This window comes from Amycolatopsis sp. cmx-4-61 (assembly GCF_046548775.1).
GTDB lineage: Bacteria > Actinomycetota > Actinomycetes > Mycobacteriales > Pseudonocardiaceae > Amycolatopsis.
The window spans coordinates 109,901-129,581 of record NZ_JAEBEI010000023.1 but is presented as its reverse complement, the minus strand read 5'-3'; the positions used below and the strand labels follow the sequence as shown (position 1 = coordinate 129,581).

Annotated in this window: 18 protein-coding genes; 4 read left to right on the top strand and 14 right to left on the bottom strand. The window is 71.7% G+C overall.

What is annotated here, in order from left to right; all coding sequences use genetic code 11:
- Positions 1 to 348 precede the first annotated feature (348 nt).
- Both tyrS and ACLJOU_RS40585 read right to left on the bottom strand, forming a co-directional pair.
- Positions 349 to 1,623 carry a tyrosine--tRNA ligase gene (gene tyrS, locus ACLJOU_RS40590; protein WP_410574589.1) on the bottom strand — a complete coding sequence of 425 codons (1,275 nt, stop codon included), beginning with the start codon at positions 1,621 to 1,623 and terminating at the stop codon, positions 349 to 351.
- A 32-nt stretch (positions 1,624 to 1,655) separates the two neighbouring features.
- Positions 1,656 to 2,294, bottom strand: a complete 639-nt coding sequence (locus tag ACLJOU_RS40585; RefSeq protein WP_410574588.1) for a DNA-3-methyladenine glycosylase — start codon at positions 2,292 to 2,294, stop codon at positions 1,656 to 1,658.
- Positions 2,295 to 2,406: 112 nt separating this feature from the next.
- Between ACLJOU_RS40585 and ACLJOU_RS40580 the strand changes: the two genes are divergently transcribed.
- Entirely contained in the window at positions 2,407 to 2,976 is a 570-nt protein-coding gene (locus tag ACLJOU_RS40580) for a hypothetical protein (RefSeq protein WP_410574587.1), read from the top strand.
- A complete protein-coding gene (locus ACLJOU_RS40575) occupies positions 2,976 to 3,626 on the top strand; it encodes a TetR/AcrR family transcriptional regulator (protein ID WP_410574586.1) in 651 nt (216 codons plus the stop codon). Before ACLJOU_RS40580 ends, ACLJOU_RS40575 begins: the two co-directional genes overlap by 1 nt.
- Here the strand turns inward: ACLJOU_RS40575 and argH are convergent.
- The 8 genes from argH to argC are packed head-to-tail and all read right to left on the bottom strand — an operon-like array spanning position 3,619 to position 11,074.
- A complete protein-coding gene (gene argH, locus ACLJOU_RS40570) occupies positions 3,619 to 5,034 on the bottom strand; it encodes an argininosuccinate lyase (RefSeq protein ID WP_410574585.1) in 1,416 nt (471 codons plus the stop codon). The genes ACLJOU_RS40575 and argH overlap by 8 nt on opposite strands.
- Positions 5,035 to 5,068: 34 nt before the next feature.
- Entirely contained in the window at positions 5,069 to 5,356 is a 288-nt protein-coding gene (locus tag ACLJOU_RS40565; RefSeq protein WP_410574584.1) for an argininosuccinate synthase, read from the bottom strand.
- The gene (locus tag ACLJOU_RS40560; protein ID WP_364260643.1) at positions 5,353 to 5,853 is read right to left on the bottom strand and encodes an arginine repressor; all 501 of its coding nucleotides are present in this window, start codon (positions 5,851 to 5,853) and stop codon (positions 5,353 to 5,355) included. Before ACLJOU_RS40560 ends, ACLJOU_RS40565 begins: the two co-directional genes overlap by 4 nt.
- On the bottom strand, positions 5,850 to 6,776 hold the full coding sequence (gene argF / locus ACLJOU_RS40555) for an ornithine carbamoyltransferase (protein WP_410574583.1): 927 nt from the start codon (positions 6,774 to 6,776) through the stop codon (positions 5,850 to 5,852). The genes ACLJOU_RS40560 and argF overlap by 4 nt, the downstream gene beginning before the upstream one ends.
- Complete coding sequence (locus tag ACLJOU_RS40550) at positions 6,776 to 7,978, bottom strand: acetylornithine transaminase (protein ID WP_410574582.1); 1,203 nt, start codon at positions 7,976 to 7,978, stop codon at positions 6,776 to 6,778. Before ACLJOU_RS40550 ends, argF begins: the two co-directional genes overlap by 1 nt.
- Positions 7,975 to 8,892 (bottom strand): acetylglutamate kinase, encoded by a 918-nt coding sequence (gene argB / locus ACLJOU_RS40545; RefSeq protein ID WP_410574581.1) that lies wholly within the window; start codon positions 8,890 to 8,892, stop codon positions 7,975 to 7,977. Before argB ends, ACLJOU_RS40550 begins: the two co-directional genes overlap by 4 nt.
- On the bottom strand, positions 8,889 to 10,049 hold the full coding sequence (gene argJ, locus ACLJOU_RS40540) for a bifunctional glutamate N-acetyltransferase/amino-acid acetyltransferase ArgJ (protein ID WP_410574580.1): 1,161 nt from the start codon (positions 10,047 to 10,049) through the stop codon (positions 8,889 to 8,891). Before argJ ends, argB begins: the two co-directional genes overlap by 4 nt.
- Positions 10,046 to 11,074, bottom strand: coding sequence for an N-acetyl-gamma-glutamyl-phosphate reductase (gene argC, locus ACLJOU_RS40535; protein WP_410574579.1), 1,029 nt, complete (start codon positions 11,072 to 11,074; stop codon positions 10,046 to 10,048). The genes argJ and argC overlap by 4 nt, the downstream gene beginning before the upstream one ends.
- A 74-nt stretch (positions 11,075 to 11,148) precedes the next feature.
- On the opposite strand from argC, the gene ACLJOU_RS40530 reads away from it, so the two are divergent.
- The gene (locus ACLJOU_RS40530; RefSeq protein WP_410574578.1) at positions 11,149 to 12,129 is read left to right on the top strand and encodes a helix-turn-helix transcriptional regulator; all 981 of its coding nucleotides are present in this window, start codon (positions 11,149 to 11,151) and stop codon (positions 12,127 to 12,129) included.
- Positions 12,130 to 12,439: 310 nt separating this feature from the next.
- Here ACLJOU_RS40530 and ACLJOU_RS40525 read toward each other — a convergent pair whose 3' ends face one another.
- Both ACLJOU_RS40525 and ACLJOU_RS40520 read right to left on the bottom strand, forming a co-directional pair.
- Complete coding sequence (locus tag ACLJOU_RS40525; protein ID WP_410574577.1) at positions 12,440 to 12,937, bottom strand: helix-turn-helix domain containing protein; 498 nt, start codon at positions 12,935 to 12,937, stop codon at positions 12,440 to 12,442.
- 203 nt (positions 12,938 to 13,140) lie between these two features.
- Positions 13,141 to 14,724: an alpha/beta hydrolase gene (locus ACLJOU_RS40520; protein ID WP_410574576.1), complete on the bottom strand. Its 1,584-nt coding sequence runs from the start codon at positions 14,722 to 14,724 to the stop codon at positions 13,141 to 13,143.
- A 193-nt stretch (positions 14,725 to 14,917) separates the two neighbouring features.
- Between ACLJOU_RS40520 and ACLJOU_RS40515 the strand changes: the two genes are divergently transcribed.
- Positions 14,918 to 15,607 (top strand): DNA alkylation repair protein, encoded by a 690-nt coding sequence (locus ACLJOU_RS40515; RefSeq protein ID WP_410574575.1) that lies wholly within the window; start codon positions 14,918 to 14,920, stop codon positions 15,605 to 15,607.
- Positions 15,608 to 15,919: 312 nt separating this feature from the next.
- Here ACLJOU_RS40515 and pheT read toward each other — a convergent pair whose 3' ends face one another.
- Both pheT and pheS read right to left on the bottom strand, forming a co-directional pair.
- Entirely contained in the window at positions 15,920 to 18,490 is a 2,571-nt protein-coding gene (gene pheT / locus ACLJOU_RS40510) for a phenylalanine--tRNA ligase subunit beta (protein ID WP_410574574.1), read from the bottom strand.
- The gene (gene pheS / locus ACLJOU_RS40505) at positions 18,490 to 19,551 is read right to left on the bottom strand and encodes a phenylalanine--tRNA ligase subunit alpha (RefSeq protein ID WP_410574573.1); all 1,062 of its coding nucleotides are present in this window, start codon (positions 19,549 to 19,551) and stop codon (positions 18,490 to 18,492) included. The genes pheT and pheS overlap by 1 nt, the downstream gene beginning before the upstream one ends.
- Between the last annotated feature and the right edge of the window lie 130 nt (positions 19,552 to 19,681).

Here is a 19,681-nt window from a genome sequence, read left to right as displayed (position 1 = left end):
ATGTCTTCGAATTCAATCGAGGCAATTTAATGCTCTCAAAGGAACCTCATACGAGGTTCAATACATAAGCTCTACTGGCTTAGTTCACTAGCACACTGTTGAGTTCTCAAGCAACACACCCCGAGTCCGCCGCGATCAAGCGGCTCACTCGAAGCGAGTTATTCCTAGCAGTTTTTGGTGGGACACCCACTCAATCGCGATCCGCGAGAGCTTGGTTCGTGTCCCGGCGGCCACCCGGTTTCCCTGGCGACTTGGAGAACTTTACACCCCCGCCAAGGGCCCGGAACAGGGGGGTACCTTAACCGCGTTCCCGCAGGTCAGGACCCTGTTCCGGGCCACCGGAGCCGGTCAGCCGCCGAGCGCGACGCCGGCGACGTTGCGCTTGCCCTTGCGGACGACGAACCACTTGCCGTGGAGGGCGTCTTCGCGGGACGGCTTCCACTCCTCGTCCGCGATCTTCACGTTGTTGACGTATGCACCACCCTCCTTGAGGGTGCGGCGCGCGGCGCCCTTGCTGTCCACCAGTCCCCCGGCGAGCAGCAGGTCGACGATCGTCGGCTCGCCGCCCGGGTCGACCTTGCCGTTCGGCACCTCGGCCATCGCCGCGTCGAGGGTGCGTTCGTCCAGCTCGCCGAGCTCGCCTCGGCCGAACAGCGCCTGACTGGCGTTGATCACCTGCCGGGTCTGGTCCTCGCCGTGGACGAGCGTGGTGAACTCCTCCGCCAGCCGCTTCTGCGCGGCCCGCAGGTGGGGGCGTTGTTCGGTGTCCTCCGCCAGCGCGGCGATCTCCTCCTGCGTGAGGAAGGTGAACATCCGCAGGTAGCGGACGACGTCGGCGTCACCCACGTTGACGAAGTACTGGTACCAGGCGTAGGGCGAGGTCATCTCCGGGTCGAGCCAGAGGTTCCCGCCGCCGGTGGACTTGCCGAACTTGCGGCCCTCGGCGTCGGTGACCAGCGGCGCGGTCAGCGCGTGCACGGCCGCTCCCTCGGTCCGCCGGATCAGGTCGACGCCGCCGACGAGGTTGCCCCACTGGTCGGACCCGCCGACCTGCAGCTTGCAGCCGTACTGGCGGTGCAGCTGCAGGTAGTCCTGCGACTGCAGCAGCAGGTAGCTGAACTCGGTGTACGACATACCGTCGCCCTCGAGCCGGCGCTTCACCGTCTCCCGGTTGAGCATGACGTTGATCGAGAAGTGCTTCCCGACGTCGCGCAGGAACTCCAGCGCGGTCTGCTGCCCGGTCCAGTTCAGGTTGTTCTCGACGATCGCGCCGGTCGCCGAGTCGTCGAAGTCGACGAACCGTTCGAGCTGGCCGCGGATGCGCCCGGCCCACTCGGCGACGACGTCGAGGGTGTTCAGGGTGCGCTCGCCGGTGTCGCGCGGGTCGCCGATCATCCCGGTCGCGCCGCCGGCCAGCACGATCGGCCGGTGCCCGGCGCGCTGGAACCGCTTGAGCATGAGCAGCGGGACGAGGTTGCCGGCGTGCAGGCTGGGCGCGGTCGGGTCGAAGCCGCAATAGAGCGTCACGGGACCCTGGTCGAGCTCGCGCCGGAGGGCGTCGATGTCGGTGGACTGCGCGATCAGGCCGCGCCAGGACAGCTCGTCGAGGATGTGTTCGCTCACGCCTGTAGATCCTCCCGCACCAGGTCAACCGACTAACTGGCGGGTCGGACCCGCCGCTTCCCGCCGCGGCGGTAGGTGGACACCGCGGGCGAGCCGTCGACCCAGAACCGCCACGGCGTGTCCATCGCCATCGCGACGCCGACGCGCGGACCGGACCGGATGCGCTCGGCCGGCACGCGTTCGCCGGCGTAGAGCCGGACCGGGGACGCCGGATCGGTGAGGTCAACGCCGTTTTCCCCGCGGTCGATGCGCAGCACCGAGGTCAGGATGGCCGGCCCCTTGGCGAGTTCGCCGGTGCCCCGCGCGTTCGGCCGCCGCTTGCGGACGATGTCGAGGCCCTTGACGACTTCACCCGCGCGCAACAGCACCGCGCCGGCGACGCCGTCGGTCGAGCCGACGATGTTCGCGCAGAAGTGCATCCCGTAGACGAAGTAGACGTACAGGTGACCCGCGGGCCCCCACATGACGGCGTTGCGCGGCGTCTGCCCGCGGTAGCAGTGCGACGCCGGATCGTCCTCGCCGCGGTAGGCCTCGACCTCGACGAGCCGGACGCCGACGGTGCCGTCGGGACCGTCGGCCTCCAGGACCGAGCCGAGCAGCAGGTGGGCCAGGTCGACCGGGTCCAGTGCGAGTTCGCCGCGCGTGAACAACCGGCCTGCGTCGCCGCTCAAACGGATTCCTCTCCTCGGCTGCCTGGCCCGGCCACCTTATCCCTTGAGCGATCGCTCAAAATTCCCTACAGTCGATTTGAGCAGTCGCTCAAACTCGGAGGGGAGACGAGAGATGCGACCGAAGGCGCTCTACGTCGAGACGGTGATCCGCACGGACCTCGACACACTGTGGCGGCACACGCAAGACCCGCTCCTGCACCGGCGCTGGGATCTCCTCTTCGCCGGGATCACGCCGATCGGGGAGCACCACTTCCACTACACCTCACGGTTCCTCGGCGTCGCGGTCGCCGGCGTCGGGGTGAGCGCGGCGCCGCGGGACTGGCCGGACGGCTCGCGCACGTCGGTGCTGCGGTTCGCCTCGGCCGACCCGTTGTCCCTGATCAGCGCGGGCGCGGGGTTCTGGCGTTGCACGCCGGTCCCCGGGGGCGTCCGGTTCGCCACCGGCTTCGACTACGGCACCCGCTGGGGACGCTTCGGGCAGCTGGCCGACCGGGTGTTCCGGCCGGTGCTCGGCTGGCTGACGGCGTGGTCGTCCGACCGGCTGCGGCTCTGGCTGGAGACCGGCGTCGCGCCGGAGGACCAGCCCCTGACCGCGCCCTCGGCCGCCCGCTGCGGCCGGACGCGCCCGGGCGGCGGGGTGAGCGGGGTGGTGCAGCCACACCGTGAGAAGGTCATCGACTGATGGGCACCGGCCGGAACTCCAGTTCGCAGGACACGAAGCAGCGGCTCGTGGACGGCGTGCTGGAAGTCGTCCGGCAGCAGGGCATCACCGCCGTCTCCGCCCGGTCGGTCGCGAGTGCCGCGGGCGCGAACCAGGCGCTGGTCTTCTACCACTTCGGCAGCGTCGAAAATCTCATCGCGCAGGCGTGCATCTCCGCGACCGAGGCCCGCGTCGCCCTCTACCGGGAGCGCTTCGCCGCCGTGGCCACCGTCGGTGAGCTGCTCGCCCTCGGCCGCGAGATCCGCACCGCGGAGCGCGCCGAAGGCAACCTGGCCCTCCTGGCCCAGACCCTGGCCGGGGCCCAGGGCAGCGAACGGCTCGCCGAAGCGACCCGCGAGGGCCTGAACAAGTGGATCACCGAGGTCCGGCTGTCGCTCGAGCGCGTGCTCAAGGGATCGCCGCTGGCCGAGCTCGCGGACCCCGACGGGCTGGCCCACGCCGTGTCCGCCGGGTTCCTCGGGCTCACGCTGTTCGACACGGTCGACCCCGACGGCGCCGAGCAGGCCGTGGCCGCCCTGGAGCAGCTGGCCGTGCTCGTCGACGTCCTGGACGGGCTCGGCCCGATGGCCACGCGGGCCGTCCGGGCCAAGCTCCGGAAGTCCCTCAGCTGAGCCACTGACGGGCCGCGGTGACCCGCTCCTCCAGCCGCGCGCGCTGCTCGGCCACGCGGGCCGGCGCGGTGCCGCCCCGGGCGTCGCGCGACTTGACCGAGCCTTCGACGGTCAGGACTTCGCGCACCGCGGGCGTCAGCGCCGGATTGATCTTTTCGAACTCCTCGTCGGTCAGTTCGTCCAGGCCGACGCCGCGGGACTCGGCGACGCGGACGCTCTCCCCCGCCGCCTCGTGGGCGACGCGGAACGGGACGCCCTGGCGCACCAGCCACTCGGCGATGTCGGTGGCCAGGGTGAAGCCGGCCGGGGCCAGCTCGGCGAGCCGGTCGGTGTGGAAGGTGAGCGTCTCGAGCATCCCGGCGATCGCCGGGAACAGGAGCTCGAGCTGCTCGACCGAGTCGAACACCGGCTCCTTGTCCTCCTGCAGGTCGCGGTTGTAGGCCAGCGGCTGCGCCTTGAGGGTGGCCAGCAGGCCGGTGAGGTTGCCGATCAACCGGCCGGCCTTGCCGCGCGTCAGCTCCGCGACGTCCGGGTTCTTCTTCTGCGGCATGATCGAGCTGCCGGTCGCCCAGGCGTCGTCGAGCGTGACGTACCCGAACTCGGCGGTGTTCCAGATGATCACCTCCTCGGCGATCCGGGACAGGTTCACCGACAGCATCGCGACGGCGAAGGCGAACTCGGCGACGAAGTCGCGCGAAGCGGTGCCGTCGATGGAGTTTTCGACGCTGGTCGTGAAGCCGAGCTCTTCGGCGACGGCCTCCGGGTCCAAGCCCAGCGAGGAACCGGCGAGCGCACCCGAGCCGTACGGCGATTCGGCCGTGCGGGCGTCCCAGTCCCGCAGGCGCGAGACGTCCCGCAGCAGCGCCTGGCCGTGGGCCAGCAGGTGGTGCGCGAGCAGCACGGGCTGGGCGTGCTGCAGGTGCGTGCGGCCGGGCAGGATCGCGTCCGGGTGCCGCTTCGCCTGCGAAACCAGTGCGTCGATGACCTCGAGGGTGCCGGCGACGACCCGGCGGGCGGCGTCGCGCAGCCACATCCGGAACAGCGTGGCCACCTGGTCGTTGCGCGAACGGCCGGCGCGCAGCTTGCCGCCGAGTTCGGTGCCCGCGCGTTCGAGCAGGCCGCGTTCGAGGGCCGTGTGCACGTCCTCGTCGGCGATTGTCGGGGTGAACGCCCCCGACGCGACGTCCTGCGCGAGCGTGTCCAGCGCGCTCAGCATGCCGGCGAGCTCGTCTTCGGTGAGCAGGCCCGCCTTGCGGAGCACCCGGGCGTGCGCGCGGGACCCGGCGATGTCGTAGGGCGCCAGGCGCCAGTCGAAGTGCGTCGACGCGCTCAGCGCGGCCATGGCCTCCGCCGGACCGCTGGCGAACCGGCCGCCCCACAGCTGGACCGGTTGCTCGTTCCCGCTCACTGTTCTCGCTTCTCCTCGGTGTTCGTTCGGGTGGTCAGGCGACCGTGATCCGGCCGTCGTACAGGACCAGGCGGACTTCGCCCGACGCGGTGCTGGTCAGACTGGCGCATCCGCGGCCGGCCCGCCGGTCGAGCGCGGCGCACGCTTCGCCGCGGCCGATCCGTTGTGCTTCGCCGCGCGCGCTCAGCATCCGGCGTGCTTCGGCGACGGAGACGGTCTCGCCGTCGATCGCCACCGGGATCCCGCGGTCGAACGTGATCACGACCTCGTCCGGCGCGAGGAATTCGCCCTCGGCCGGGAAGATGTCGCCGATCGCGATCACGGTGATCCTTCGTCCGCCGATCGCTGGGCGAGGGCGGCGAAGCGTTCGGCCAGTTCCTTGCCCGTCAGCGGCTCCCGCGCGATCACGGCGACGGTGTCGTCACCCGCGATCGAGCCGACGACCTCCTCCAGGGCGGCCCGGTCGATGGCGCTGGCCAGGAACTGGGCCGCGCCCGGCGGTGTCCGCAGCACCATCAGGTTGCCCGACGAGTCCGCCGAGACCATCAGTTCGGCCAGCAGCCGGGAAAGCCGGGACGTGCCGCCCTGCACGCCGCGCACCGGGCTGCCGTCTTCGGGGATGACGTAGACCGGCGCGCCCGAGTCCGGGCCGCGCAGCTTGACCGCGCCCAGTTCGTCGAGGTCGCGCGACAGCGTCGCCTGCGTGACCTCGATGCCCTCGGCGGCCAGCAGCTTGGCCAGCTCGGTCTGGCTGCGGATGGTCATGGTGGACACGAGCTCGGTGATCCGCGCCTGACGGCCCACCCGGCTGCCGGTCATCGCCGGCTCTCTTCGAAGAGCCAGACGAGCAGCGCCTTCTGGGCGTGCAGGCGGTTCTCGGCCTCGTCCCAGACCGCGCTGGCCGGGCCGTCGAGCACTTCGTCGGTGATCTCCCAGCCGCGGTGCGCGGGCAGGCAGTGCAGCACGATCGCGTCGTCCGCGGCCTTCTTCAGCAGCCCGGTGTTGACCTGCAGGGCGCGGAAGGGGCCCACCCGGTCGAGGCCGTCGTTCTCCTGCCCCATCGACGTCCACGTGTCGGTGACGAGCACGTCCGCGCCGTCGACCGCCGCGTACGGGTCGGTGAAGACGGTCGCGGTGCCGCCGGTCTCGTCCGCCCGCTTCTTCGCGTCCAGCATCACGCCCTGGTCGGGCTGGAAGCCGACCGGCGAGACGACCCGGACGTGCATCCCGGCGGTGACCCCGCCGAGCAGCAGCGAGTGCGCCATGTTGTTGGCGCCGTCGCCGAGGTAGACGAGGGTGAGGCCGGCGAGCTTGCCCTTGCGCTCGCGGATCGTCATCAGGTCGGTGAGCACCTGGCACGGGTGGAACTCGTCGGTCAGCGCGTTGACCACCGGGATGGAGGCCGCCGACGCCATCGCCTCGATGCGCTTCTGCGCGAAGGTGCGCCACACGATCCCGTCGACGTACCGCGAGAGGACCCGCGAAGTGTCCTCGATCGTCTCTTCGCGGCCGAGCTGCATCGAGCGGCCGTCGACGATCACCGGGTGGCCGCCGAGCTGGCTGATGCCGACCTCGAACGAGAACCGGGTCCGCGTCGAGTTCTTCTCGAAGATCGCGGTGATCGACTTGCCGGCCAGGGTCCTGTTGCCCAGCGGATCGGCCTTGAGCTGGTCGGCGAGGTCGAGGATGGCCTTCTGCTCGGCCGGACTGACGTCGTCGTCGCGGAGGAAGTGGCGCAGCATCAGTCGGAGTCCTTCGTGGTGGAGTCGAGCGCGTTCGGGAGTGCGGCGAGGAAGCCTTCGGCCTGTTCGCCGTCGAGGACGAGCGGGGGCGCGAGCCGGATGGCGTCCGGGGCGACCGGGTTGACGAGGTAGCCCGCCTCCTGGGCCGCCTGGGCGACCGCCGCCGAGACCGGTTGCTTCAGGGCGATGCCGAGCAGCAGCCCGGCGCCGCGCACGCCGGCGACGAGCGGGTGCCCCAGTGCCTCGACGCCCGCCGCGATGTCCTTGCCCAGCGAGGCGACGTGGTCGAGCAGGCCGTCGGCGGCGATGGTCTTCAGCACGGCCAGCCCGGCCGCGCAGCAGACCGGGTTGCCGCCGAAGGTGGTGCCGTGCTGCCCCGGTTTGAGCAGGTCACCCGCCGCGCCGACGCCGATCACCGCGCCCAGCGGGAGGCCGCCGCCGAGCCCCTTGGCGAGGGTGATGACGTCGGGGACGATGCCGGCCTGCTGGTAGCCGAACCAGGTGCCGAGCCTGCCGAGCCCGGTCTGCACCTCGTCGAGCACCAGGAGCGTGCCGGTGGCCTTGGTGATTTCGCGCGCGGCCTGCAGGTAGCCGTCCGGCGCCGGGATGACCCCCGCCTCGCCGAGGACCGGCTCCAGGAAGACGGCCGCGGTTTCGGTGTCGACGGCGGCCTTGAGCGCCTCGACGTCCCCGAACGGCACGTGCTCCACCCCGGGCACCAGCGGCTTGAAGGCCTCACGCTTGGCGGGCTGGCCGGTGAGCGTCAGCGCGCCCATGGTCCGGCCGTGGAACGCGCCCTCGGCGGCGACCACCTTCGTGCGCCCGGTGAGCCGGCTGATCTTCAGCGCGGCTTCGTTGGCCTCGGCCCCGGAGTTGACGAACAGGACCTTGCCGTGGCCGGTGAGACCGGCGACGTCGAGCAGCGCTTCGGCGAGCTCGATGGCCGCCGGGTTGACGTAGAGGTTCGAGGTGTGGCCGAGCCGCTTGATCTGCTCGGTGACGGCTTCGACGACGGCCGGGTGCGCGTGGCCGAGCGCGTTGACGGCGATGCCGCCGACCAGGTCGACGTACTCCTTGCCGTCGGCGTCCCACACCTTCGCGCCCTCGCCGCGCACGAGCGTCAGCTTGGGTGTGCCGTAGTTGTCCATGATGGCGGACTGCCAGTGCGCCTGGCCATCCACATTGGACTCAAGGTCGGTCACGGGAGCTCCGTTTCGGGGAAGACCATGGTGCCGATGCCGCGCGAGGTGAAGACCTCCAGCAGCACCGAATGGGCGAGACGGCCGTCGATCACGTGCGCCCGGCGCACGCCGCCGCGGACGGCGCGCACGCACGCCTCCATCTTCGGGATCATGCCGCTGGCCAGGCCGGGCAGCATGGTCTCGAGCCGGTCGACGCGGATGCGGTCGATCAGCGACGACCGGTCGGGCCAGTTCGCGTACAGGCCTTCGACGTCGGTGAGCACGACCAGTTTTTCGGCGCCCAGCGCGGCCGCGAGCGCACCGGCGGCCGTGTCGGCGTTGACGTTGTGCACCACGCCGTCGACGTCCGGGGCGACCGTGGACACGACCGGGATGCGCCCGGCGTTGACGATGTCGAGCACCGCGTCCGGGTTGACCTCGGCGACCTCGCCGACCAGCCCGATGTCGACCTGCTCACCGTCCACAGTGGCCTGTTTGCGCTCGGCGGTGAACAGCCGCGCGTCCTCGCCCGAGATGCCGACCGCGTACGGCCCGTGGGCGTTGATCAGCCCGACGAGTTCGCGGCTGACCTGGCCGGTGAGCACCATCCGGACGATGTCCATCGTCTCCGGGGTGGTGACCCGCAGGCCGCCCTTGAACTCCCCCTCGACGCCGAGGCGCTTGAGCATCGCGGTGATCTGCGGGCCACCGCCGTGCACGACCACCGGGCGCAGGCCGGCCAGCCGGAGGAACACCATGTCCTCGGCGAACGCCGCCTTCAGCTGCTCGTCGATCATGGCGTTGCCGCCGTACTTCACCACCACGGTGGCCCCGTTGAACCGCTGCAGCCAAGGCAGCGCTTCGATGAGCACCCCGGCCTTCTCGGCCGCTGTCGCGAGTCGTTCGTCCGCGGAAATCAGAGCCTCCTGGTTCATGAGGAGTACGCGCTGTTCTCTTCGACGTAACCGTGCGAAAGATCCGTGGTGTAGATGGTCGCCGTGCCCGTGCCGACGCCGAGGTCGACGACGATCTCGATGGCCCGGCCGGTGAGGTCCGCCTCCGACCGGTCCGCCGCCGGCACGCCCTGGGCGAACAGGGTGACGCCGTTGATCGCGATCGACACGGCCTCCGGGTCGATGCGGGCCGGCACCCGGCCGAGCGCCATGGCGATCCGGCCCCAGTTCGGGTCGGAGCCGAACAGCGCCGTCTTGACCAGGTTGTCCTCGGCGATCGTGCGGGCGACCGCGATCGCGTCGGCTTCGGAGGCCGCGCCGCGCACGGTGACGTCGACGTCCTTGGTGGCGCCTTCGGAGTCCGCGCGCAGCTGGAGCACCAGGTCGTGGCTCACCGCGGTGAGCAGCTCGGTGAGCTCCGCTTCCGTCGGTTCGACGCCGCTCGCGCCGGACGCCAGCACCAGGACCGTGTCGTTGGTGGACGTGCCGCCGTCGACGTCGAGCCGGTCGAAGGTGAGGTGGGTGGCCGCGCGCAGGGCGCGGTCGAGGGTCTCCTTGTCCGCCACGGCGTCGGTGGTCAGCACCGAGAGCATGGTGGCGAGGTTGGGCGCGAGCATGCCCGCCCCCTTGGCGAAGCCGCCGACGCTCCAGCCGCTGTCGTGCTTCGCGAAGGCCTGCTTCGGTTTCGTGTCGGTGGTCATCACGCCCTTGGCGGCGTTGAGGCTCGCCTCGGGGCTTGCGTCGAGAGCCTTGACCGCTGCGTCCACTCCGGACAGGACCGCGTCCATCGGCAGCCGTTCGCCGATCAGGCCGGTGGAGCAGACGGCGACCTCGATCGCGCCCGCCTGCAGGACTTCGGCGACCTTCTCGGCGATGGCGTGGGTGTCCTGGAAACCGCCGGGCCCGGTGGCCGCGTTCGCGCCCCCCGAGTTGAGGACGACGGCCTTGAGCCGCTGCTGCTTGAGGACCTCCTGCGACCACAGCACGGGCGCGGCCTTGATGACGTTGCGGGTGAACACGCCCGCGGCGACATCGAGCGGGCCGTCGTTGACGACCAGGGTGAGGTCGAGCGCGCCGGAGGCCTTGATCCCGGCGGCGACGCCGGCGGCGCGGAAGCCCTGGGGGCCGGTGACGGTCACGGTGCCACTCCTACGGTGGAAAGCCCGGTGGTTTCCGGGAGGCCGAGGGCCAGGTTCATCGACTGGACGGCACCGCCGGCGGTGCCCTTGGTCAGGTTGTCGATCGCGGCGACGACGACCAGGCGGCGCGCCCCGGTGTCGACCGTGACCTGCAGCTGGGTGTTGTTCGACCCGAGCGTCGACGCGGTGGTCGGCCAGGCACCCGCGGGCAGGAGCTGGACGAACGGCTCCGCGTCGTAGGCCTTCTCGTACGCCGCCCGGGCGGCGGCCTCGTCGACGCCGTCCTTCAGCGGAGCACTCGCCGTGGTGAGGATGCCGCGGGGCATCGGCGCGAGCACCGGGGTGAAGGACACGGTGACCCGTTCGCCCGCGACGGCCGAGAGGTTCTGCACGAACTCCGGGGTGTGCCGGTGGGCGCCGCCGACGCCGTACGCGCTCGCCGAGCCCATCACCTCGGAGCCGAGCAGGTTCGGCTTGAGGCTCTTGCCGGCCCCGGAAGTCCCGGTGACCGCGACGATCGTGACGTCGGGCTCGATCAGCCCGGCGGCGAACGCGGGCGCGAGGGCCAGCGAGCCGCCGGTCGGGAAGCAGCCGGGCACGGCGATGCGCTTGGTGCCGGCGAGCTCCTCGCGGGCACCGGGGAGTTCGGGCAGGCCGTACGGCCACTGGCCGGCGTGGTCGCCGCCGTACCAGCGCTGCCAGTCGCCCGCGTCGGCCAGGCGGTGGTCGGCGCCGAGGTCGACCACCAGCACATCCGGGCCGAGCTGCGCCGCGATCGCCGCGGAGTGCCCGTGGGGCAGCGCGAGGAAGACGATGTCGTGACCGGCGAGGGTCTCCGGTGTCGTCTCGGCCAGCACGCGGTCGGCGAGGGGGACGAGGTGGGGCTGGTGGACGCCGAGCTTCGTGCCCGCGCTGCTGGCGGCCGTGAGCGCGCCGATCTCGACCTCGGGATGGGTCAGGAGGAGGCGCAGCAGCTCACCACCCGCGTACCCGCTGGCTCCGGCCACCGCGATGTTCACCGTCATACGCATGATTATGCACGCCCTTGCAAGTCTAAACAAACTCGGAGTGGTGCCCGCCACCTTGGGATGCTGGGCGCATGACGGACACCCCGGCCCGGTTGCTCGGCCTGCTTTCGCTGCTCCAGACCCCTCGCGAGTGGCCGGGCAGCGAGCTGGCCGAGCGGCTGGGGGTCAGCCCGCGCACCATCCGCCGCGACATCGAGCGGCTGCGTGACCTGGGCTACCCGGTCGAGGCCAGCCGCGGGGTGGCCGGCGGGTACCGGCTGGTCGCCGGCGCCGCGATGCCGCCGCTCGTGCTCGACGACGAGGAGGCCGTCGCGATCGCGGTGGGGCTGCGGACCGCCGCGGGGCAGTCCGTGTCCGGCATCGAGGAAGCGTCCGTGCGGGCGCTCGCCAAGCTGGAACTGGTGCTGCCGGCCCGGCTGCGCCGCCGGGTGGGCACGATCGGCACGGCGACGGTCGCCGTGCCGGCCACCGGGCCCGTCGTCGACCCGGCGCAGCTGACGGTGTTCGCCGGGGCGATCACCAACCACGAGACCGTCCGGTTCCGCTACCGCGCCCCCGACGGAGCCGAGACCCGCCGCCGGGCCGAGCCGCTGCAGCTGGTCGCCGCGGGCCGCCGCTGGTACCTGGTTGCCTACGACCTGGACCGGGCGGACTGGCGCGTCTTCCGCGCCGACCGCGTCCGCGAGGCCCAGGCCACCGGCGGCCGGGTGGCGCGACGCGAGCCGCCCGCCGCGGACCTGGCGGCCTACGTGCTCGACCGGTTCTACGACCTCGCGCCGTCCTACCGGGCGGTGGCGGTCCTGGCCGAGCCGGCCTCGCAGATGGCGCCCCGCCTCGGCCAGGCAGCGGGCGAGCTGACCGACCTCGGCGACGGCCGGTGCCGGTGGCGCAGCCACGCGGACTCGCTCGACTGGCTCGCGTTCCGGTTGCTGGGGCTGGGGTGTGCGTTCACGGTCGAGGAACCCGCGGAGCTGGTGGCGCACCTGAAGCAGCTCGCGAACCGGGCGAACGCGGCGGCCGGGAACGAGGACCGGCCGGTCGCCGCGCCCTGAGCCTGGCCGACGGCCGGGACGCCGGCGTGGTCGGGCCGATGCCCGGCGCGCGCACGAGAGGGCCGCCCGCCCACCGCACAACCGCACGACAAGGACCGGGAACGCTCGCCGGCGCCGGCCCCCACCGCCGGCTGCCCGGGCCGGCGTGAAAGCCGACCGCGCTCTTCCGCGGCCTTCCCCGTCCCGCATCGGCTTCCCACAGCCGGGTGACAACGGCTTTCCCACGGATTTCCTCCCCCTGCTCGTCTGCGAACTCGCCCGGTGCCCGGTGGTGGGCCGGTCCCGCCGACGACCGGCCCACCACTGTTACTCAGGTCGGCTCACCACCGCCTGAGTCCGTGCGCCTGCTCGGCGGCACGGGGAGGTAGCAGCCGGGGTTCTCCGGGTCGCAGCCCACGCGCGGCAGGCGGGCGCGGATGCCGCCGGGAGTGCGTTCGAAGTACGCCGCGATCTGCGCGACGCTCTCCCCCGCGATCCACCGGCTCTCCAGCTCCGCGTCCATCTCCGCGCTCCACGGGCGGCCCTGCTGGGCGGGACGGCCCGCGGATCTTCGCCGCGGCCCGCGGCCCTCCCCGGTTGCGGACAGCAATCCGTCCGCGACGAGATCCGCCACCGTGGCCGCCACCGCGACGTCCAGGTCGAGGCTGCCCTCGGCGACCGGTTCACCGCCGGGTCCGCCGGCTTCCAGGGTGATCATCACCCGGGGCGTGGGTTCGGCGCGGTCGACGTCCGTCCTGGTCGCGACCACGATCTGGTAGGTGTTGTCCTGGGCCCGGACCTCGGTCCGGCGCTCTTCGATGATCGACATGCCACGAAGCTAGCGCGCACCCCCGACAATTTTCGGCCACGCGCTGCTCACGGCCCACTTCGCTCCGGAATTGTCGGACCCCTCCCCTAACGTCCCCGGTGACCACGAACCGTCACGAGGAGGCGACGATGGGACACCGGTGGACAAGACGCTGCCCCGGTCCGGAAGCACCGGGCCGGGGCAGCGGGGTGGAACGGTTCCGCTCAGAAGTGCAGCAGCTGGGCCAGCGTGCTCTGCTTCTCCTGGGCGGCCTTCGCGGAGCTGTCCGACTTCTGCGCCGCGGCGCCGTCGGGCACCGGCGGCGGCACCGGGCTGCACTGGACGTCCGAGTGGTTGCCGGGCCGGCGCTTCGGCAGGGTGCCGTTCGCCAGGTAGTCGGCGATCTTGTCGTCCACACAGGACACCCCGGACAGCGAACCGGCGTGCGTGGTGCCGCCCGGCGCGCTGATCAGGCTCGAGTTCGGGAACCGCTTCCGCACCTCGAGGCTGCCGGTGTACGGCGTGGCGGCGTCGAGCTCTTCGCTGATGAGCAGGGCACCGGCCACCTTGCTGCCGTCGATGTTCACCGGCTTGCCCGCCTTCGCCGGCCAGAACACGCACGGCGCGTTGAACCAGGCGTTGCCCCAGGTCTCGAACGGGGCCTTGAAGTAGGTCAGCCAGTTGTCGACCCGCCACCGGTTCCAGTCGGTCGGCCACTGCACGTCGGTGCACTGCACGCCCAGGTACACGGCGAAGCCGTTGTCGTCGCCCGGGGGGTTCGAGTTGTCGTAGAGCGCCTTGAGCGTCTGCCAGTCACCCTTGTGCACGTAGCCGTCGAAGGCCTTGGCCATGTCGACCCAGCCGAAAACGTAGTAGCCGGCCTGCAGGAAGACGTCGGTCCACTCGTCGCCGCCGATGACCCCGCCCGCCGGGTTCTTGGCCAGCTTGCGCTGGGTGTCGTACCAGAGCTTCTCGACGGCCTCGCCGGTGTTGCCGAGGTGGTAGACGTCGTCGTACTTCGCGAGCCAGTCGAAGTAGATCTTGATGTTCTTGTCGAACGCGACGTCCTGGTCGAGGTTGGCCTGGTACCAGACCTTCCGCGGGTCGACGTTGCCGTCCAGCACCATCCGGCGGACGTTCTTCGGGTACAGCGTGCTGTACACCTGGCCGAGGTAGGTGCCGTAGGAGAAGCCGTAATAGTTGATCTGCTTCTCACCGAGCGCCTTGCGCAGGCTGTCCATGTCCTGCGCGACGTCGGTCGTCTTGAGGTGGTTCAGGATCTCGCCGTTCTTGCGGCACGCGTCGGCGTACCCCTTCGAGCGGGCGAGCCAGGTCTTCTCCAGCTGCGGCGTGGTCGGCACGTAGGCGGGCCGGTTGTAGCTGAAGTAGTTCCCGTCGCAGGTGACGGCGGGCTTGCTGGACCCGACGCCCCGCGGGTCGAAACCGATCCAGTCGTAGTTGTCCCCCGCGTGGTTCGGCACGTACTTGCCGAGCACCGACAGGCCGAGGCCGGAGCCGCCCGGGCCACCCGGGTTCACCAGCATGATGCCCTGGGACTGCGCGGTCTTGTGCTTGATCCGCGAGACCGCGACGGAGACCTTCGCCCCGCCCGGCTTCGCGTAGTCCATCGGCACTTCCAGGAAGCCGCATTCGGCGCCGTTGGCCTTGAGGCCCGCCGACGCGCAAGGGCCCCAGGCGATCGGCGCGGGGGTGAACTGCACCCCGGTTTCCGCCGAGGCGGCGGGCGCGGCGGCCATCAGCCCGGCCGCGAGCCCCGCGGCGGCGATGGCGGCAACGATTCTCTTCACAGTCGTCCTTTTCGTCCGCATTCGACAGCGTTCGCCAGATTTCGACGAAACTACCGGCAACCTCGAACAATCTCGCTGACCGACGCGGCTTTTGCCATCCGCCTTTCGTCGGTACCTGTGGCGTCCACGCGGCAACGGAACTGTCGGTGGCCCGCAGTACGCTCGCGATCGCCGGAGCCCGAGGGGAGGACGGATGAGCGCGGACGAGACGCTGGTCAAGGCGATCCGCGCGGGGTTGGCCGAGGCGGCCGACCCGGCGAAAGCGCCGGCCATGCAGGCGTACATGAAGTCGGCCATGCCGTTCCGCGGAGTGCCGAAACCCCAGCGCGGCGCGTTGCTCAAGCAGCTGCTCGCCGACCACACATTGCCCGATCGGGTGACATATTCGGCGACCGTCCTGGAGTTGTGGCGGACGGCCGAATTCCGCGAGGAGCGCTACGCGGCCATCGATCTTTCCGGGTACCCGGCCTACCGGCCGTGGCAGGACCCGGAGCTGGTGCCGATGTACGAGGAAATGATCGTCGGCGGGGCGTGGTGGGACTACGTGGACGAGCTCGCGATCCGGCGGATCGGGCCGATCCTCCGGTCGTTCCGGGCGCGGATGACACCGACGATGCTGGCCTGGGCGGCCGATACCGACCTCTGGCGCCGCCGGACGGCGATCATCTGCCAGGTGGGCGCCAAGGAGGACACCGACACGGATTTGCTCACCCGCGCGATCGAGCCGGCGATCGCCGAGCCGCAGTTCTTCCTGCGCAAGGGGATCGGCTGGGCGTTGCGGGACTACGCGAAGACGGCGCCGGACTGGGTACGGCACTTCGTGGCCGAACACCCGGGGCTGTCCGGGCTGTCGAGGCGGGAGGCGCTCAAGCACATCGGCTGAGCTGCGGCTGTGGCGTGCCGGAGGGGTCGGGACGCGTGCTTGGGAGGTCGGGGCGCGTACCCGGAGGGTCTGATCGCGTACCCGAAGGGTCGGGGCACACCAGAGCGGTCGGATCGCGCACCCGGACCGTCCGATCGCACGGCTGGGCGGTCGGACGGCGTGCGTCGAAGGTCGACTCGCGTGATTGAGGGGTCGACACGCGTGATTGGAGCGTCGACACGCGTGATTGAGGGGTCAACACGCGTGATTGAAGGGTCGACACGCGGGCCTGGGCGGGGAGGGGCCGGTGTGGGGCCCCTCCCCGGGTGCCTGTCAGGCGCGGAGCGTGGCGTTGAAGCGCTCGCCTGCTGCTGCCACGGCCGCGTCGCGGGCCTTGGTGGCCTCGTCGACCGTCAGCGTGCGGTCCGGGGCCCGGAACCGCAGCTTGTACGCCAGCGATCGCTTGCCCTCGCCGACCTGCTCGCCCGCGTACACGTCGAACAGCGTGATGTCCTCCAGGAGCTCGCCCGCTCCGCCTCGCAGGACCTCGGCCAGGTCCGCCGACGGGACGTCCGACGCCGCCACGAGGGCCACGTCCAGGAGCACCGGCGGGTAGCCCGACACGCTGGGCGCCGGACGGTCGTCCGGCAGCGGGATCGCGTCCAGGTCGAGCTCCATCGCCACCGTCCGCGGCGGCAGGCCGAGGGCCTCGACCACCTTGGGGTGCAGCTCACCCGCGTGGCCGACCGGCCAGTCGCCGACCCGGAGCTGGGCACAGCGGCCCGGGTGCCACGGCGGGAGGGCCGCCGCCTGCACCGTCAGCTCGATGCCCGCGGCCTCCGCGACCGTGCGCGCCGCCTGGACCGCGTCGGCCCAGTTGGCCGGCTCGCCGGCGCCCCACCAGCCCGCGCGGCGCCGGTTGCCCGCGAGGACCACCGCGACGTGCAGGGGCTGCTGCGGCACCGCCGCCTCCAGCAGGGCCAGTTCCTCGTCCGTCGGCCGCCGGTCGACGCCGAGGTCCGGGACCTTCAGCGGGTTCGGGGCCGGGAGCACGACCTGGCCGATGTGGTACAGCGAGACGTCCTTCATCCCGCGGGACACGTTGCGCTGCAGGGTGTCGAGCAGGCCCGGCAGCAGCGTCGTCGCCAGGCGGTTGCGGTCCGCCTCCAGCGGGTTGCGGACGACCACCGTGTTGCGGCGGACGTCGCCGGCCGGGAGGCCGAAGGCGTCCCACACCGCTTCGCTGACGAACGGGAACGGGCGCACCTCGACGTAGCCCGCCTCGGCCAGCGCCCGGGACACGCCCCGGACGCGCCGCTGGCTGTCGGTCAGGCCGCGGCCGGCCGGCGCGGCGGGCAGCGTCGACGGGATGCTGTCGTAGCCCTCCAGCCGCAGGACCTCTTCGACGAGGTCGGCCGGCTGCCGCAGGTCGCCGCGCCAGCTCGGCGGGATCGCCGTGACCAGGCCGGTGCCGTCGTCGCCCGTGCTGACCGCGACCTTGCAGCCGATCTGGGTGAGGCGGCGGACCGTGACGCCGCGCTGGTAGCTGACGCCCGCGACCTTGTCGGGCAGGTTGATCGGCATGACGACCGGCGGGTTCGGCTCGACGCCGCCCTCGTCGGTGCGGCCGGGCTGGATGGCGGCGTCGCCGTACTGGCGCAGCAGCCGCGCGGCCAGCTCGACCGCCGCCCCGCACAGCTGCGGGTCGGTGAACCGCTCGAACCGCTTGGCGGCCTCGGAGAACAGCTTGTGCCGCCGGGCGGTGCGGCTGATCGCCGCCGGGTTCCAGTGCGCCGCCTCGAGCAGCACGTCGGTGCTCTCCGGCGTGATCTCGGTGCTCGCCCCGCCCATCGTGCCGGCGAGCGAAATGACGCCGCTGTCGTCGGCGATCACCACGTCGTCCGGGTCGAGCGTGCGCTCGACGTCGTCCAAAGTGGTCAGTTTCTCGCCCGGCTTCGCCCGGCGCACCACCAGGTCGCCCTGGATCGCCTTGGTGGCGAACGCGTGCAGCGGGTGCCCCAGCTCCAGCATCACGTAGTTCGTGACGTCGACGGCCAGGGAGATCGACCGGATGCCGGCCAGCATCAGCCGCCGCCGCATCCGCCACGGCGTCGGCGCGGTCGCGTCCAGGCCGGTGACCCGGCGCAGCACGAACCGCGGGCAGCCTTCGGGGTCCTCGATGCGGACCGGCCAGGCGTCGCCCTCGGCCGCCGGGACCTCGAGCAGCGCCGGGTCGCCGAAGGGCACGTCCAGCGCGTTCGACAGCTCGCGCGCGAGCCCGCGGATCGACAGCGCGTACCCGCGGTCCGGGGTCGGGGCGAGCTCGATCACCGAGTCGTTGAGGCCGAGCAGTTCCTGGGCGTCGTCGCCCGGGCTCGCGGTGCCCGGCGGGAGCACCAGGATGCCGGTGTGGTCGTCGCCGAGGCCGAGCTCGCGGGCCGAGCAGATCATGCCGTCGCTGATCCGGCCGTAGGTCTTGCGGGCGGCGATGGTGAAGTCGCCGGGCAGCACCGCACCCGGCAGCGCGACGACGACCAGGTCGCCCTCGGCGAAGTTGCGCGCGCCGCAGATGATGCCGCGGGTCTTGATGCCGTGCGGGCCCTCGTCGAGCTCGCCCGCTTCGTCGTCGTCCTCGTCTTCGTCGTCGAGGTCCTCGTCGAGCTCTTCGGCTTCGTCGGCGGGCTCGCCGACGTCGACGCGGCAGAACCGCACCGGCTTCTTGAACTCGGTGAGCTCCTCGATCTCGGCCACCCGGCCGACGACCAGCGGGCCGGTCACGGGTCCGAGCTCGTGCAGGTCGTCGACCTCGATGCCGATCCGGACGAACGCGTCGGCCAGGTCCTGCGGGGTGACCTCCTCAGCGAGCTCGAGGTGTTCGGTCAGCCAGCTGACTGGGACTCGCACTACGCCTCCGTTCCGAAGGGAAGGGTGAAGCGGACGTCGCCCTCCACCATGTCGCGCATGTCCGGGATCCCGTTGCGGAACTGCAGGGTGCGCTCGATGCCCATGCCGAAGGCGAAGCCCGAGTACACCTCGGGGTCGACGCCGCAGGCGCGCAGCACGTTCGGGTTGACCATGCCGCAGCCGCCCCACTCGACCCAGCCGGGGCCGCCCTTCTTCTCCTCGAACCAGACGTCCACCTCCGCGGACGGCTCGGTGAACGGGAAGAAGTGCGGGCGCAGGCGCGTCTTCGAGCGCTCGCCGAACATCGCGCGGGCGAAGGCGTCCAGCGTGCCCTTGAGGTGGGCCATCGTGATGCCCTTGTCCACCGCGAGGCCCTCGACCTGGGTGAACACCGGGGTGTGGGTCGAGTCGAGCTCGTCGGTGCGGTACGTCCGCCCCGGGCAGACGACGTACACCGGCAGGTCGCGGTGCAGCAGCGTGCGGGCCTGGACCGGCGAGGTGTGCGTGCGCAGCACCAGGCCGGAGTCCTCTTCGCCGACGTAGAACGTGTCCTGCAGCTGCCGGGCCGGGTGGTCCTTGCCGAAGTTCAGCGCGTCGAAGTTGAACCACTCGGCTTCGAGCTCGGGCCCCTCGGCGATCTCGTAGCCCATCGCGACGAAGGCGTCCGCGACGCGTTCGGAGATGGTGCTGATCGGGTGCCGGGCGCCGCGCGGGACGCGGTCCCACGGCAGGGTGACGTCGACGGCTTCTTCGCGGAGCACGCGCTCGTCGCGCTCCTTCTGGAGCTCGGCGCGCCGCGCGTCGAAGGCGGCCTGGACGGCCTGGCGGGCCTCGTTGACCCGCTTGCCCGCCTCGGCCTTCTCCTGCTTGGGCAGGGCGCCGATCTCGCGGCGGGCCAGCATCAGCGGCGCGTGGTCGCCGAGGTGGGCCGGTTTGACCTCGGCCAGCCCGTCGAGCCCGGTCGCGGCGGCGAACGCCGCTTCGGCGGCCTTGACCGCCTCCTGCAGCGTCTCGGGGGCGAGTACCGCGCCCTGTGCTTCCTTCTCCGTGGCTCCGGACATAACTCCTCGGCGTCCGCTGGGACTGGTCGTTCGCGCGCCGCCGCACACGGCGCGCGAGAGGTCAAAGGCGGGAAAAGTCTATGGGATCGGCTCCGCGCGCCCCCGGTCGGCCCGGAGGCGCGCGGACTCC

Bases quoted from the DNA above. Each gene is read 5' to 3' on its own strand.
- argB (WP_410574581.1), bottom strand. From the start codon at position 8,892: ATGAACCAGGAGGCTCTGATTTCCGCGGACGAACGACTCGCGACAGCG.
- argC (WP_410574579.1), bottom strand. From the start codon at position 11,074: ATGACGGTGAACATCGCGGTGGCCGGAGCCAGCGGGTACGCGGGTGGT.
- ACLJOU_RS40525 (WP_410574577.1), bottom strand. From the start codon at position 12,937: ATGTCGATCATCGAAGAGCGCCGGACCGAGGTCCGGGCCCAGGACAAC.
- ACLJOU_RS40530 (WP_410574578.1), top strand. From the start codon at position 11,149: ATGACGGACACCCCGGCCCGGTTGCTCGGCCTGCTTTCGCTGCTCCAG.
- pheS (WP_410574573.1), bottom strand. From the start codon at position 19,551: ATGTCCGGAGCCACGGAGAAGGAAGCACAGGGCGCGGTACTCGCCCCC.
- argF (WP_410574583.1), bottom strand. From the start codon at position 6,776: ATGCTGCGCCACTTCCTCCGCGACGACGACGTCAGTCCGGCCGAGCAG.
- ACLJOU_RS40580 (WP_410574587.1), top strand. From the start codon at position 2,407: ATGCGACCGAAGGCGCTCTACGTCGAGACGGTGATCCGCACGGACCTC.
- ACLJOU_RS40560 (WP_364260643.1), bottom strand. From the start codon at position 5,853: ATGACCGGCAGCCGGGTGGGCCGTCAGGCGCGGATCACCGAGCTCGTG.
- ACLJOU_RS40575 (WP_410574586.1), top strand. From the start codon at position 2,976: ATGGGCACCGGCCGGAACTCCAGTTCGCAGGACACGAAGCAGCGGCTC.
- ACLJOU_RS40515 (WP_410574575.1), top strand. From the start codon at position 14,918: ATGAGCGCGGACGAGACGCTGGTCAAGGCGATCCGCGCGGGGTTGGCC.